The sequence below is a fragment of the Phenylobacterium sp. genome (assembly GCF_035539035.1).
Taxonomy (GTDB): Bacteria; Pseudomonadota; Alphaproteobacteria; order Caulobacterales; family Caulobacteraceae; genus Phenylobacterium.
The window spans coordinates 56,380-70,129 of sequence record NZ_DATLJI010000017.1 but is presented as its reverse complement, the minus strand read 5'-3'; the positions used below and the strand labels follow the sequence as shown (position 1 = coordinate 70,129).

Below are 13,750 nucleotides of genomic sequence, written 5' to 3'. Positions count from 1 at the left end.
CTTCCCTTCTGAACGAACTTGGGCCGCGGCCCGACGCCATGTTAATCGGCGGGCCGTGAACGCCGCCATCCTCTTCGAGCCTGACGGCTACCTCATGACCGGCCCCAAGCTGATGGGCCGCCAGGCCGCGGGCGACGGGTTCCTCCGCGCCGCGGTCAAGGGCCATGGGGGCCAGCCGCTCTTCGCCTACACGCCGCGCCAGGCGTCCGCTGAGGCCTTCCGCGACCGGGTGGCCGAGCTCGATCCTGCGGCGCAGATCCGCTGGATCCACGCCCGGCGGCTGGAGGCGCTGGGCGACGTGGGCGTGCTCTACCGCCCCGACCACGCCATCGGGCTGTCGGCGCGGGCGCGGCTGCGGGCGGGCCTCGACCGCTACGCCATCTGCGGCGTGACGCACACCCTCGCCAGCGCCGGCGCCATGGACATCATCGCCGACCTGTCGGTGGCGCCGGTGATGCCCTGGGACGCCATCGTCTGCACCTCCACGGCCGCCGTCGGCGTGCTGGAGACCGCACTCGACGCGCAGGACGCGTACCTGAAGTGGCGCTTCGGCCCGGCCGCCGCCGCGCCGCGGCCCATGCTGCCCACGATCCCGCTGGGCGCCCACTGCGAGGACTTCGCCTTCACCGACGACGGCCGCGCCGGGGCCCGCGCCGCCCTGGGGCTCGCCGACGACGAGGTGGTCGGCCTCTTCGCCGGGCGGCTGTCGTTCAACGGCAAGGCCCACCCCTACCCCATGTACCTGGCCCTGCAGGCGGCGGCCGAGCGCACGGGCCAGCGGATCGTCCTGGTCCACGCCGGCCAGTTCTTCAACGCCGCAATCGAGCAGGGCTTCCGCACCGCCGTCGCCCGGTTCTGCCCGGACGTGCGCTGCGTGTTCATCGACGGCAAGGACCCCACCCTCTACCGCCAAAGCTGGATGGCCGCCGACGTCTTCATCTCCCTGGCCGACAGCATCCAGGAGACCTTCGGCATCACGCCCGTGGAGGCCATGGCCGCCGGCCTGCCCGTCGTGGTCACCGACTGGAACGGCTACAAGGACACCGTCCGCGACGGGGTGGACGGCTTCCGCCTCCCGACCTGGCAGCCCGCGCCGGGGGCCGGCGAGCCCATCGCCCGCGACTACGAGGTGGACGCGGCCGACTACGACCTCTTCCTCGCGCGCACCAGCACGGCGGTGTCGGTGGAGCTGGCCCCGCTGATCGACCGGCTCTGCGAACTGGTCGCCACCCCCGACCTGCGACGGCGGATGGGCCGGTCGGGGCAGGCCCGCGCGCGGGAACTCTTCGACTGGGCGGTGATCTGGCCGCAGTACCAGGCGCTGTGGGCCGAGCAGGACGCGATGCGCCGCCGCGCGCGCGCCGAGCACCCGGCGCTGTTCGCCAGCGCGCCCGCCGCGGCGCCCAGCCGCCCCGACCCGTTCGCCGCCTTCGCCCACTATCCCACCGCCCGCGTGGACGCGGACACGCCGATCGCGCTCACGCCCGGCGCCGGCCCCGAGCGCTACCTGTCGCTGGCCGAGCACCCGCTGCTCTCCTTCTTCAAACTCGCCCCGGAGCCGCTGGAGAAGGTGTTCGCCGCCCTGGCCGGGGCCGCCACGGTGCGCGACCTCGCCGGGGCGCTGGGCGTCCGACCGGAAGCCGTCACCGAGATCGTCGTCCGCCTCGCCAAGATGGGTCTCGTGGAGCTGGGCCCGAGGCGGACGTTCCCGGGCAGCCCGCCGCGGCGCTGAGGGTTTGCCGCCGCGGGGCGACCTCCTCTATGGAACATTCGCGCCGCCGCCCGCGGCCCCCTCACGAGGCGTCCTTGAGAGCCGACACCCCGCGCAAGCTTGTCCAGGGTCCCGCCGACCTGGCGATCAACGGCGCGCGGCCCGCCTTCGCCGAGCCGCTGCACGTGGGACGCCCGAACGTCGCCGACCGGGACCTCTACCTGGCCCGGATCGAAGCCATGCTGGACAGCGGCTGGCTGACCAACAACGGCCCCATGGTGCACGAGTTCGAGGCCCGCCTGGCCGAGAGCCTGGACGTCCGGCACGTGGTGGCGGTCTGCAACGCCACCATCGCGCTCGAGATCGCCATCCGGGCGCTGGGCCTGACCGGCGAGGTGATCGTCCCCTCCTACACCTTCATCGCCACGGCGCATGCGGTCTACTGGCAGGGCCTCACGCCCGTGTTCGCCGATATCGACCCTGAGACCCACTGCCTGGATCCGGCCTCCGTCGAGCGGATGATCACGCCCCGCACCAGCGGGATCATCGGCGTGCACCTGTGGGGACGGACCGCGCCCACCGAGGCGCTGCAGGACCTCGCCGACCGGCACGGCCTCAAGCTGATGTACGACGCCGCCCACGCCTTCGGGGTCACCCGCGGCGGCCGGCGGGTGGGAAGCTTCGGGGCCTGCGAGGTGTTCAGCTTCCACGCCACCAAGTTCCTGAACAGCCTGGAGGGCGGGGCGGTCGCCACCAACGACGACGATCTCGCCCACACGCTGCGCCTGATGCGCAACTTCGGCTTCGTGGGCTACGACGACGTCATCCACCCCGGCACCAACGGCAAGATGGTGGAGGCGTGCGCCGCCATGGGCCTTGTGAACCTGGCCGGCAGCGACGGCCTGATCGCGACCAACGCCCGCAACCACGCCGCCTACGCCCGCGGACTGGCCGGCATAACGGGCGTGAGCTTGCTGACCTTCGACCCGGGCGAGCGCAACAACTACCAGTACGTGGTCGCCGAGGTCGGTCCCGAGGCCGGCGCCAGCCGCGACGAGCTTGTGGCCACCCTGACCGCCGAGAACGTGCTGGCCCGGAAATACTTCTGGCCCGGCTGCCACCGGATGAAGCCCTACCGCGACCTCTTCCCCTCGGCCGACGCCCACCTGCCGGCGACCAACCAGGTCGCCGCCCGGGTGCTGGTCCTGCCCACCGGCTCCAGCGTGGGCGAGGAGGACATCGCGGCCATCACGGCGATCATCCGTACGCGGTGTGGCCCGCCATGACCGTCAGCGTCCTGATCCCCGCCTATCGGGCGAAGTACGTCGGCCAGGCCATCGCCAGCGTCCTGGCCCAGGGCTACGAGGACTTCGAGCTGCTGGTGAACGACGACAGCATCGGCGACGAGGTGAAGGCGGTCGTCGAACGTTTCGCCGACCCCCGGATCCGCTACAGCCGCACGGCAGGGCGAGAGGGCGGCGCGGCCAACGCCCGCCAGCTCTGGGAAATGGCCCGGCACGACCTCATCAAGTACCTGTTCGACGACGACCTGCTGCTGCCGCACGCCCTGCCCGAGCTGGTCGCCCAGATGGAGAGCAACCCGGGGGCGTCGTTCGTCTTCGGCCATCGGGACATCATCGACGATGGCGGCCGGGTCACGGCGGAGCCCCGGCTGCTCGGGGCCGGCAAGGTGGTCGTCGTGGAGCCCGAGAAGATGGCTGAGATCACCGTCTCCACGGTCCGCAACCTCGTCGGCGAGTACTGCAACCTGCTGATGAACCGGGCCGCCGGGCTCGTTCTCGACGACCTCCTCGCCTACAACGGTGTGCCGGTCGAGGCCCTCACCGACGTGGCGTTCTTCCTGAACGCCACCCGCAAGGCGCCGGCCGTGGGGGTCGGCAGGACGATCAGCCAGTTCCGACGCCACGCCAACCAGAACTCGACGCCGGGCTTCCACCCCCTGTTCCACAAGACCCTGTTCGAGTGGGAGCTGTTCCTGCGCGGCGAGTTCGCCGGCGGGCGGCTGACCCCGGAGCAGGCCCTGGCGGGGCTGGGCCGGCTGGAGGTCACCTATGCCCACTGGCTGGCGCAGATGCCTGAGCTGGGCCGGTTCATCGGCGGTCACCCGGCGCTGAAGGCGCGGATCCAGGCCGGCGAGCGAGACGTGTTCGACGACGCCTTCCGCGCCTGCTGGGACGAGGCCTCGGCCGCGGCCACGGCGCGGGTCGCACGAGAGGGCTCGCGTCTGCAGTCGCTGCAGGCCGCGGGCGAGCTCTAGCCGGCCACCGCCTCGCGAAGGCCGGGCAGTCGGTCCATCAGCCCCTCGGTCAGCGCCTGCCGGCGGTCCCAGAGGCTGCGGTACCAGGCGATGCGTTCGGGCGCCTGGCGGGCGAACATGCGCCGGGCGCGGACCTCTTCCCAGGCGTTTCGGGCCATGAGCTGGCGGCGGCGCTCGTCGGCGAGGACGCCGGACAGCAGCGGCGCCCAGTCCTGCGGCCGGGCGGCGATCAGCCCCGTCTCCCCGTGCCGGATGGTCTCCGCGTAGATCGTCGGCGAAGCGATCGTCAGCACGCCGCGGGCTGCCGCCTCCACGAACTTCACGTCGCTCTTGGTGTCCTGATGGCGGCGGCCCTCGATGGGGGAGAGCGACACGGCGCAGGTCCCCATCAGACGCAGGTATTCCTCGTACGGAACGTATGGGACGAGCTCCTTGCGCGCGGCCGGCAGGGCGTCGAACACCGCCCGGTCGCCGACCACCAGCCACTCCACCTCCGGGTGGGCGTCGGCCACGGGGCCCAGGGCGGCGGCCACCTCGGCCGCGAAGGGACCGCGCAACGCCGCGCCGTAGAACACCCGCCGCGGCGCCGGCGTGCGCGGGAAGGGCTCCAGCTCGAAGGCGCAGTTGGGAAAGACCCGCACCTCGGGATTGCAGGCGCCGAACGCCTCGGCCAGGCGCGGGGTGGAGGTCTGCACGGCGTGGACGTAGCCGAACCGCGCCCAGCTCTCCTCGGTCACCGCCTCGGCCTTCACCTCGGCCACCAGAGCCGGATGGTCGTCGAACTCCATGACCACGACCCAGCCGCCGCGCAGGCTCTCGGCGAGCGCCCTGCGCCACGCCTCGGCGCCGAGCAGGGCCGGCCGCTGCAGGACCAGCACCTTGGGGGCGTCCACGGGCAGGTCGCTGACGCTGAACTTCGGGCCGCTCAGCGACACCACCAGGTCCGGGTCGCTGCGCAGGGCCTGGGCCGGCAGCCGAGTGCGGATGTCCATCAGCCGGGGCGCGAAGGTGGCGGCGCGCAGGAACAGGGGCTCGCGCGCCGGTCGCGCCCGCGCCAGCAGGACGAGCGGGCCGGGCGGGACCGCGCCGTCGCGGACCAGCGGCCAGAGATCGGCGGCCCGGTCGTCGAAGGCCTCCCCGTCGGCGGCGGGCGGGGTGAGGCGCACGACGGCCAGCGGATTCTCATCGAGGGCCGCAGCGTCCCGGGCCTCGACCACGGCAAGCACGCCGCCTTCCGGCGCGAGCCGCCCGGCGATCACCTCGGCGGACGCTCCGCCGGCGCGTTCCAACGCCACGAGGTCGAACGGCCCCGCAGGCGCGGCGGCGAGGCTGTCGGCCACCGTGACGAGGGCCCAGGGCGTGCGCCGGCGGTAGGCGGCTGCGAAGGCCGTGGGCGCGCCGCCGACGTAGAGGACCCGCCCCGCCCCCGTCGGCGCACGGGAGAGGAGCGCCCGGTCGGCCTCCGACAGCGGCGGGACCGCGCCCACCTCCAGCAGGGCGTCCAGCAGCACCGCCTTCAGGGCCATGGGGGACTGGAAGGGCACGTTGTGGCCCGCGCCGGGCGCCACGTGCAGGACCACGTTGGGCAGGCCGCGGAGGAACGCCCGCTCCGGCTCGTCCACGAAGCTGGGATAGGTCTCGCAAGGCCGCTCCGGCATCAGCGGCCGGTCGCCGACGACCACGTCGACGGGTGCGCCCAGCCCGTCCAACAGGTGGAGGTAGCGGCGGTCCTCGAAGCCCCCGGAGGTCACCCCGAACACCCCGGCGGCGAAGTCGCGGAGCGTCGTGTCCCCAGGCGCCGCGGCGATCTTCTGGGCGAGCGGCCCCAGCATCGGCCAGAGCTTGCCCGTGGTCAGCGGCGGCTCCACCGCCACCACCCGACGGACCTGCGGTGCGCGCACGGCCAGGGCCACGAGCGCCCCGATCGAGACGCCCACCAGCACCACCGGCCGCGCGGCGAACCTCTCGGCGATCACCGCCTGCAGCGCCTCGGCGTAGGCCGCGACCGAGGCCTCGCGCAGCGCCGGCGTGTGGTTGCCCGGCAGGTGCATGAGGAAGCAGTCGCATCCGGGGCCGACCACCGCCTGCATCTTGCTCATGGTGTCGGCGGTGGCGAAGGCCCCCGTGACGGTGACCAGCACCGGCCGGTCCGAGGCGAGCGCGCCGGGCGCGTGCCACAGGGGGACCACCCCCAGCTCCGTCCGGAACTCCGTGCGCGTCAGGGACGCCAGGCTCAAACCGCACCCTCTCTTCGGCCGACCGCGCCTGCCTAGCCGGTCGGAGAGGCCCGCAAAAGCCTTCTCGCACCGGCCAGGGGCGGCATAGTCTGGCCGCATGAGTGACAGGCTTGCCGTCTTCCACCCCCCGGGACACCTGGAGCTCCACGGCAACCCGTTCGGCAAGGACGTGGCGAACCTGGAGCTCTACCGGGCGCTGGCGCTGCACGGCGGCTTCCGCGAGCTGTCGGTTCTCAGCCTCCGTCCGGGCACCGACGAGGATCTGGCGCGGGAGCTGCTGGAGGGGCGGCCCTGCGAGACCCGGCTGACCGCCGGGCCGGTGCTGAACCAGGGAATTCCCGCCGCCGCCGGCGCCCTGCTGCGTGGCCAGCCGGACCTGTACGAGCTCTCCTGGCTGCGGCGCCGCGCGGTGGGCGACCGAGCCTACAGCCTGCTCGGCCTCGCCCACACGCTCGCCCCGCCGGCCATGCGGCAGGTGATGGCGATGGCCGGCGTCGGGCCGACCCATCCGTGGGACGCGATCATCTGCACCTCGCCCAGCGTGCGCGACGCGCTCAGCGAGATGTTCGCGGAGTGGGGGGAGCATCTGGCGGAGCGCACCGGCGGTCGCGCGCCGCCGCAGGTCGCCCTGCCCATCATCCCCCTGGGCGTGGAGGCGGAGCGCTTCGCCCGCCTCGCGGACCGGCCCGAGGTCCGCGCCAGCCGGCGAGCGGCGCTGGACCTCGCCGCGGAGGACGTGCTGATCCTCTGGGTCGGCCGCCTCTCCTACTTCGAGAAGGCCTTCCCGCAGCCGATGCTCAAGGCGGCGACCGACGCGGCGCGGGCGACGGGGGCCAAGGTGCGCTTCCTGATGGCCGGCTGGTTCCCGAGCGAGCGTGACCGCGAACTGTTCGGCGAGGCCGTCGCCGCCCATGCGCCGGACCTCGGCGTCACCTTCGTGGACGGCAACGACCGCGAGCTCCTGGGCGAACTCTGGGCCGCGGCCGACATCTTCCTGTCCCTCGTGGACAACATCCAGGAGACGTTCGGCATCACCCCGCTCGAGGCCATGGCCGCGGGCCTGCCGGTCGTGGCCAGCGACTGGGACGGCTACCGCTACACCATGCGTGACGGCGCCGAGGCCTTCCTGATCCCCACCCTGCTCGCCCCCGCGGGCGGCCTGGGCGACACCATGGTCCTGCGCCACACGCTCGAGGCCGACATCTACCAGGCCTATGTGGGCACCGTGGCCCAATACACGGCGGCGAACGTCGGCCGGGCGGCCCGGGCGCTCGCCACCCTCATCGCCCAACCCGACCTGCGGCGGCTGATGGGCCAGGCGGGCCGGGCGCGCGTGCAGGCGGCCTTCGACTGGCCGGTGGTGGCGCGCCAGTACCGCGCGCTGATCGAGGAGCTGGCGGCAATCCGCAAGGCCGCGCCGGAGGTGGCCCCCCGCCATCGGATGAGCCCGATCAAGGGCGATCCCTTCCGCGCCTTTCGCGGTTTCGCCACCGCGGTGCTGGAACTCGACACGACGCTCGTGGCGGTTCCGGGCGCGGCGGAGGCGCTGGCCCGGAGCGCCGCCGTGCCCCTCGATCAGGCCTTCTCCAGCTGGCGCGCCAGCCTGGACGAATGCGCTCGCGCGGTCGAGCTGCTCGCCTCGGGCCGGGCGGGGACGGTGCGCGAGGTGTTGATGGCGTTTCCGACGGAGCGCCGGCGGGCGGTAGAGCTCGGCCTCGTCTGGATGGCCAAGCACGGCATTGTCGACTGGCTGACTTAGGCCGGGCACAAAACTGCCGCGAAGCGCGTTCTCTCTGGTCGAGCCTCAAGGCGCGAGGCTCCAATCAGAGGAGAGAGAGATGCGCCGGATCCTTCTTGCGACGGGCGTCGCGGCCCTGATCGCCGCCCCCGCCGCCACCCCCGCCTACGCGGGCTGCAAGACCACCGGTACGGTGGTGGGCGGCCTTGCCGGCGGTCTGCTCGGCAATGCGGTCGCGGGCCGCGGCGCGCGCACCGAGGGCACCGTCCTGGGCGCCGGCGTCGGCGCGCTGGTCGGCCGCCAGGTCGCCAAGAGCAACTGCAACAACAATCGCCGCGCCTATCGCACCTCGCGCAGTTCCTACCGGGCGAGCCCGTCGCGGGCGCGCTACGCCAGCTACACGCCGACGTGCCGGATGGAGACGCGGGCCTACTACAACCAGTGGGGCGAGCTCGTGTACGCCCCCACCCAGGTGTGCCGGTAAAGCGCCATGGCCGCACGCACTCTGACGGCCGCGCTGGCCCTCACCGCCCTGGCGCTCGCCGCCTGCAACGACAATGACGGCGACCGCCGGCGCGGCAGCGGCGGGGCGCGCCTGTGCATCCCCTTCGCCGGCGCTCAGACGACCCAGGGCGGCCAGGCCGCGCCCGCCGTGGCCCCGACCACCCCGTCCGCGGCCATGGACGACTGCCTCCACCGCTGGGGCTACGCCCTGGCGGCCTCGGAAGAAGACTCCGCGGACCAGGTGGCCGGTGCGGTCGTCGCGGCCTGCATGCCGGCGCTGTCGCGCTGGAATCAGCAGTCGCTGACGCCCACGGCCGGCCCCACCGGCGCGGCTCCGCCGTCGTCGGCCCAGAGCCTGATCACCGGCGAGGAGACCAACGCCATGGCCGAGCGCTACCGGTATGCGGAAGGCCGGGCGCTGTTCTATGTGGTCCAGGCGCGGGCCGGGAACTGCCCCGCCCCGCCGATGACCAATGGCGTGCCGGACGGGCTCACGGGCGCCGGCTGATCAGGGTTGCTCGCCGAGGTAGAGGCCCACGGCGGTGCGGTTGGGCCCGACCTTCTCCACGGCCTCGGCGAGCTCCTCGGGCGTCGCCTCGAGTCGGTCGGCCCAGTAGCTGACCTCGTCCGGATCCTCGAGGTTGATGTCCCCGGGGCCTTCGAAGCTGCGGTGTTCCTGGGGTCGCATGGCGGCCTCATTCTCTCCTGGCCCCATGAGAACCCCGATTTCAGCCTGGGCGTTCCAGGGTCCCCCGCGCACGGGAGGCCGGAGCGACGCCGGGGGCGGGGACCAGCACCGGCCGCGCGGCCCGGACACGGACGCCCTTCGGCTTCACCGCGAAGGTCTGCTTGACCGCCTCCATGAGGACGAGGCCGGCGAAGCCCGGCCACAGGCGCGAGCCCACCTGCTCGAAGCCTTCCGCCCAGCGCCCCATCCAGTCCAGCGGCGGCACATAGAGCGCCCGGGTCCAGCCGGACGGTTCCAGCTCGGCGTCGCGCAGCAGCTCGGCGAGTTGGCTGCGGCTGTAGGGCCGCCCGTGGCCGAACGGGGTCTTCTCGGCGTCGGCCCACAAGCCGTTGCGCGCGGCCACCGCCACCACCACCCGACCGGACGGCGCCAGCACCCGCCACACCTCGCGCAGCAGGGCCACGGCATCCGGGCTCTCCTCCACGGCGTGGACCAGCAGGATGCGATCGAAGAGGGCGTTAGGGAACGGCAAGGCGTCCTCGGCGGCCAGGGTCGCCAGGTTGCGGACCGCCGGCCACACCTCCACCCCCTGCTGCGCCGGCATGGCGGCGACCACCCGCCGGGCGGCGGGCTGGAGGTGGGCCACGAAGGGCGTGGCGTAGCCGAGCGCCAGCACGTCCAGGCCATGGCCGTCGCCCCAGGCCTCCAGCACCTTGCGGCTGACCATGGCGCGCGCCGCCTGGCCCAGCGGAGAGGCGTAGAACTGACGAAGCTCGAGGACGTCGCGGCGCATGGGGCCTTGGCTATGCTCGACTAACGGTTCGCGCCAACCTAAATCGGCAGGGCGAGAGATGTCGCGCGGGAGGATCTAGAGATGCCGCTCACCGTCCACCAGTTCCCCTGCCTCTCGGACAACTACGGCTTCCTCGCCCGCGACGAGGCTACCGGGCTCGCCGCCTGCGTCGACACGCCCGAGGCGGGGGCCATCCTGCGCGAGCTCGACAAGCTGGGCTGGAAGCTCGCCCTGATCCTGAACACCCACTGGCATCCGGACCACGCCGGCGGCAACGCCGACATCAAGGCGGCGACGGGGGCGACCATCGTGGGACCCGGCGAAGTCACCCGGATCTCCGCCCTGGACCGGGAAGTGCGCGGCGGCGACCACGTGATGCTCGGCGAGACGCGGTTCGAGGTCATCGAGTCCGGCGGCCACACCCTGGGCCACGTCGCCTACCACGACGCCGACGACCGGATCGCCTTCGTGGGCGACACCCTGTTCGCTCTCGGCTGCGGCCGCCTGTTCGAGGGCAAGCCTGACCAGATGTGGAACAGCCTGCAGCGGCTGGCCGCCCTGCCCGACGACACCCAGGTCTACTGCGCCCACGAGTACACGGCCTCCAACGCGCGCTTTGCGCTGTCGGTGGACGACGATCCGGCGCTGAAGGCGCGGGCCGAGGCGGTGTTCGCCGCCCGCGAGCGGGGCGAGCCCACGGTGCCCACCACGATCGGCCTGGAGAAGGCCACCAACCCCTTCCTGCGCGCGCCGCAGCTGGCCGCCCGCCTGGGCGCTGAGGGCAAGCAGGACTACGAGGCCTTCGCCGCGGTCCGCGCCGCGAAGGACATGTTCAGGGGATAGGGTCCCGCGGCGAGCCTAGTGGTCGCCGGGCGTGTTGGCCACGGCCACGATCCGCTCGGACGAAGGCCGCCCGGCGAGCCCCTGCTGCGGGGCGACCATGATCAGCAGGGTGCCGTTGGTGATCTCGGCGCCCGCGCGCCGCCCCTCCACGAGCCGCACGCGGCGGATGCGATCGAGCAGGCTGCGGGAGCGCGGCGTCCGGCTCATCCGCACCACCGCCTCGCTGGTCACGATGGCCGCGTCGGCGATCAGGGCCGAGGACGCGGGCGTGGCCTCGGCGTCGAAGGGGATCAGCCGGCGGGCGGCGCGGCTGGCCCGGGCGCTGGCCTGGGCCAGCTTCTCCAGCAGGGCCTGGGGCCCGAGGGCGGGCAGGCGCAGCGGCGTCCCGCCGCCGGCCAGCGCCGCCGCCGAGCCGTCGGGCCGCCGCTCGGTGAAGACGGTGACGCCGCCCAGCCGGGTGGCGCGAAGGACGGGCTCGCCCAGGTCGTTCTTGTAGATGACGTCGCCGCGGGGCGCGGGCTGCGGATGCAGCGCCCAGACCTCGGGGCTGTTGTCGAACTTCAGCAGCGGCCGCTTCTGGCTGCGGTCCAGCACGAAGCCAACCCCGTCCTCGGAGACGTAGCGGGCGACCGGGGGGGCGGTGAACTGCCGCCCGTCGGGGGCCCGGCGGCCGAACAGGCCATCGCGCAGGTTGCCCGACTGGGCGACGGCGACATCGGAGATTCCCATGGCGAGGGCGCAGATCGCTGCCGCGAGGACCCCCCTGAGAAACGCCGCTGGCTCGCCCGTCATGACCAAAGATCAGATGCCGTCCGACTGGGGCGCTTTTTGGACCTGCTCAGGCGCCGTCAAGCCATATACTGGCCGCCGTTTAGCGTGAGCGTCGAGCCCGTGACATAGCCGGCCCGCTCGCCCGCGAGGAACGAGACCATGTCGGCGATCTCGTCGTCCCGGCCCAGACGGCCGACCGGGATCTGCGCGATGATGCTCTCCAGCACCTTGGGCGGCACCGCCTGCACCATGTCGGTGTCGATGTAGCCGGGGGCGATGCAGTTCACCGTGATGCACTTCTTGGCGTTCTCGAGCGCCAGGGCCTTGGTGAAGCCGATCATCCCGGCCTTCGCGGCCGAGTAGTTCGTCTGCCCGACCTGACCCTTCTGGCCGTTGATCGAGCTGATGTTGATGATCCGGCCCCACTCGCGCTCCCGCATGCCCTCGATGACCTGGCGGGTCATGTTGTAGAGCGAGTCCATGTTGACGCGGATCACCTCGCTCCACTGCTCCGGCGCCATCCGGTGGAACACGCCGTCGCGGGTGATGCCGGCGTTGTTGACGAGCACGTCGATGGGGCCGAGCTCGGCCGCCACCGCCTCGGCGGCCCGCTGGCAGTCCTCGAAGACGCCGACGTTGCCCTTGACCACCATCACGCCGAGCTCGCGGGCGCAGGCCTCGGCCGCGGCGTCGTTGCCGGAGTAGCCGGCGGCGACCTTCATTCCGTCGGCCTTGAGCCGTTCGACGATCGCCCGACCGATGCCACGGGTTCCACCCGTGACCAGCGCAACCCTGGCCATCCACAACTCCCTATGTGAGCGCGCGCCGGTTCCTTCCGGCGCTCCGCTGATCTAACGCTCAGACCTGCTCGACGCACATGGCCACGCCCATGCCGCCGCCGACGCAGAGCGTGGCCAGGCCCTTGGACGCGCCCGAGCGCTTCATCTCGTGCAGCAGGGTGGTCAGGATGCGGGCGCCGGAGGCTCCGATCGGGTGGCCGATGGCGATGGCGCCGCCATTCACGTTCACCTTCTCCGGGTCGAGGCCCAGGTCGCGGACGACGCAGATCGACTGGGCGGCGAAGGCCTCGTTGGATTCCACGAGGTCGAGGTCGCCGACGCTCCAGCCGGCCTTCTCAAGCGCCTTGCGGCTGGCCGGGATCGGGCCGGTGCCCATGATCTCGGGCTCCACGCCGGCATGCGCCCAAGAGGCGATGCGGGCGAGCGGCTTCAGCCCGCGCTTCTTCGCCTCTTCGGCGCTCATCAGCACCAGGGCCGCGGCCCCGTCGTTGATGCCCGAGGCGTTGGCGGCGGTCACCGAGCCGTCCTTGGTGAAGGCGGGACGCAGGCCGGCGACGCTCTCCAGCGTCGCCCCGTGGCGGACGTACTCGTCCTGGTCCACCACCGTGTCGCCCTTCCGGCCCTTGATGGTGACCGGGACGATCTCGTCGGCGAACTTGCCGGCCTTCTGGGCGGCCTCGGCGCGGTTCTGGGAGGCGACGGCGAACCGGTCCTGGTCCTCGCGGGTGATCTGCCAGCGGGCGGCGATGTTCTCGGCCGTCTGGCCCATGTGGTAGCCGTGGAAGGCGTCCCACAGGCCGTCCTTGATCATGGTGTCGACGAAGGCGAAGTCGCCCATCTTCTGGCCGTTGCGGATGTTCGCCGCGTGCGGGGACTGGCTCATGCTCTCCTGGCCGCCGGCGACCACGATGTCGGCCGAGCCGTCCTGGATCTGCTGGGCGGCCAGCGCCACCGCGCGCAGGCCCGAGCCGCAGAGCTGGTTCAGGCTCCAGGCCGGCGCTTCCACCGGCACGCCGGCGTTGATCGCCGCCTGGCGGGCGGGGCCCTGTCCGGCGCCGGCCTGCAGCACCTGGCCCATGATCACTTCCTGCACGTCCGAGGCCTGGATCCCGGCCCGCTCGACCGCGGCCTGGATGGCCACCTTGCCGAGTTCGTGGGCGGGCAGGCTCGAGAGCGCGCCATTGAACGAGCCCACGGGCGTGCGGGCGGCGGAAACGATGACGACGTCGCTCATTGACGGCTCCTGAACGCGAGTGCGGCCCTGAAGGTCCATATCAGGCCCGCATGAAGGTTGGGCAAGTGCAAGCTTCGGAATCGCCAGCCATTTGCCATTAAGCTCGCATCCGCGATACTGCGCTGCAGAAGAGGCCCCCGCCGAGCCGGCCCG

Annotated in this window: 13 protein-coding genes; 7 read left to right on the top strand and 6 right to left on the bottom strand. The window is 72.7% G+C overall.

What is annotated here, in order from left to right; translation table 11 throughout:
- Positions 1–55: 55 nt before the first annotated feature.
- The 3 genes from VM685_RS20840 (at position 56) to VM685_RS20830 (ending at position 3,989) form a co-directional block, all read left to right on the top strand.
- The gene (locus VM685_RS20840) at positions 56–1,732 is read left to right on the top strand and encodes a glycosyltransferase (protein ID WP_325462126.1); all 1,677 of its coding nucleotides are present in this window, start codon (positions 56–58) and stop codon (positions 1,730–1,732) included.
- Between the two features lie 74 nt (positions 1,733–1,806).
- A complete protein-coding gene (locus tag VM685_RS20835; RefSeq protein WP_325462125.1) occupies positions 1,807–2,997 on the top strand; it encodes a DegT/DnrJ/EryC1/StrS family aminotransferase in 1,191 nt (396 codons plus the stop codon).
- Positions 2,994–3,989: a glycosyltransferase family 2 protein gene (locus VM685_RS20830; protein WP_325462124.1), complete on the top strand. Its 996-nt coding sequence runs from the start codon at positions 2,994–2,996 to the stop codon at positions 3,987–3,989. Before VM685_RS20835 ends, VM685_RS20830 begins: the two co-directional genes overlap by 4 nt.
- Here the strand turns inward: VM685_RS20830 and VM685_RS20825 are convergent.
- The gene (locus VM685_RS20825) at positions 3,986–6,226 is read right to left on the bottom strand and encodes an alpha/beta fold hydrolase (protein WP_325462123.1); all 2,241 of its coding nucleotides are present in this window, start codon (positions 6,224–6,226) and stop codon (positions 3,986–3,988) included. The two genes, VM685_RS20830 and VM685_RS20825, sit on opposite strands and share 4 nt — an antisense overlap.
- Before the next feature lie 97 nt (positions 6,227–6,323).
- On the opposite strand from VM685_RS20825, the gene VM685_RS20820 reads away from it, so the two are divergent.
- The 3 genes from VM685_RS20820 (at position 6,324) to VM685_RS20810 (ending at position 8,976) form a co-directional block, all read left to right on the top strand.
- A complete protein-coding gene (locus tag VM685_RS20820; protein ID WP_325462122.1) occupies positions 6,324–7,985 on the top strand; it encodes a glycosyltransferase family 4 protein in 1,662 nt (553 codons plus the stop codon).
- A gap of 79 nt (positions 7,986–8,064) precedes the next feature.
- Positions 8,065–8,448 carry a glycine zipper 2TM domain-containing protein gene (locus VM685_RS20815; protein ID WP_325462121.1) on the top strand — a complete coding sequence of 128 codons (384 nt, stop codon included), beginning with the start codon at positions 8,065–8,067 and terminating at the stop codon, positions 8,446–8,448.
- A gap of 6 nt (positions 8,449–8,454) precedes the next feature.
- Entirely contained in the window at positions 8,455–8,976 is a 522-nt protein-coding gene (locus tag VM685_RS20810) for a hypothetical protein (RefSeq protein WP_325462120.1), read from the top strand.
- On the opposite strand, the gene VM685_RS20805 is transcribed toward VM685_RS20810, so the two are convergent.
- A complete protein-coding gene (locus tag VM685_RS20805; RefSeq protein WP_325462119.1) occupies positions 8,977–9,156 on the bottom strand; it encodes a DUF3606 domain-containing protein in 180 nt (59 codons plus the stop codon).
- Between the two features lie 40 nt (positions 9,157–9,196).
- A complete protein-coding gene (locus tag VM685_RS20800; RefSeq protein WP_325462118.1) occupies positions 9,197–9,949 on the bottom strand; it encodes a class I SAM-dependent methyltransferase in 753 nt (250 codons plus the stop codon).
- A gap of 81 nt (positions 9,950–10,030) precedes the next feature.
- On the opposite strand from VM685_RS20800, the gene gloB reads away from it, so the two are divergent.
- Positions 10,031–10,792, top strand: coding sequence for a hydroxyacylglutathione hydrolase (gloB, locus tag VM685_RS20795; RefSeq protein ID WP_325462117.1), 762 nt, complete (start codon positions 10,031–10,033; stop codon positions 10,790–10,792).
- Positions 10,793–10,807: 15 nt separating this feature from the next.
- Here the strand turns inward: gloB and VM685_RS20790 are convergent, their stop codons facing one another.
- The 3 genes from VM685_RS20790 to VM685_RS20780 all read right to left on the bottom strand — a co-directional run bounded on the left by VM685_RS20790 (position 10,808) and on the right by VM685_RS20780 (position 13,597).
- Positions 10,808–11,521, bottom strand: coding sequence for a DUF4908 domain-containing protein (locus VM685_RS20790; protein WP_325462116.1), 714 nt, complete (start codon positions 11,519–11,521; stop codon positions 10,808–10,810).
- A 119-nt stretch (positions 11,522–11,640) separates the two neighbouring features.
- Positions 11,641–12,363 carry an acetoacetyl-CoA reductase gene (phbB, locus tag VM685_RS20785; protein WP_325462115.1) on the bottom strand — a complete coding sequence of 241 codons (723 nt, stop codon included), beginning with the start codon at positions 12,361–12,363 and terminating at the stop codon, positions 11,641–11,643.
- A gap of 58 nt (positions 12,364–12,421) precedes the next feature.
- Complete coding sequence (locus VM685_RS20780) at positions 12,422–13,597, bottom strand: acetyl-CoA C-acetyltransferase (protein ID WP_325462114.1); 1,176 nt, start codon at positions 13,595–13,597, stop codon at positions 12,422–12,424.
- Positions 13,598–13,750: the final 153 nt, after the last annotated feature.

What these genes read in the sequence shown, in the direction of transcription:
- VM685_RS20790 (WP_325462116.1), bottom strand. Translation starts at nt 11,521, where the DNA reads ATGGGAATCTCCGATGTCGCCGTCGCCCAGTCGGGCAACCTGCGCGAT.
- VM685_RS20810 (WP_325462120.1), top strand. Translation starts at nt 8,455, where the DNA reads ATGGCCGCACGCACTCTGACGGCCGCGCTGGCCCTCACCGCCCTGGCG.
- VM685_RS20805 (WP_325462119.1), bottom strand. Translation starts at nt 9,156, where the DNA reads ATGCGACCCCAGGAACACCGCAGCTTCGAAGGCCCCGGGGACATCAAC.
- VM685_RS20830 (WP_325462124.1), top strand. Translation starts at nt 2,994, where the DNA reads ATGACCGTCAGCGTCCTGATCCCCGCCTATCGGGCGAAGTACGTCGGC.
- VM685_RS20820 (WP_325462122.1), top strand. Translation starts at nt 6,324, where the DNA reads ATGAGTGACAGGCTTGCCGTCTTCCACCCCCCGGGACACCTGGAGCTC.
- gloB (WP_325462117.1), top strand. Translation starts at nt 10,031, where the DNA reads ATGCCGCTCACCGTCCACCAGTTCCCCTGCCTCTCGGACAACTACGGC.
- VM685_RS20780 (WP_325462114.1), bottom strand. Translation starts at nt 13,597, where the DNA reads ATGAGCGACGTCGTCATCGTTTCCGCCGCCCGCACGCCCGTGGGCTCG.
- phbB (WP_325462115.1), bottom strand. Translation starts at nt 12,363, where the DNA reads ATGGCCAGGGTTGCGCTGGTCACGGGTGGAACCCGTGGCATCGGTCGG.
- VM685_RS20815 (WP_325462121.1), top strand. Translation starts at nt 8,065, where the DNA reads ATGCGCCGGATCCTTCTTGCGACGGGCGTCGCGGCCCTGATCGCCGCC.
- VM685_RS20800 (WP_325462118.1), bottom strand. Translation starts at nt 9,949, where the DNA reads ATGCGCCGCGACGTCCTCGAGCTTCGTCAGTTCTACGCCTCTCCGCTG.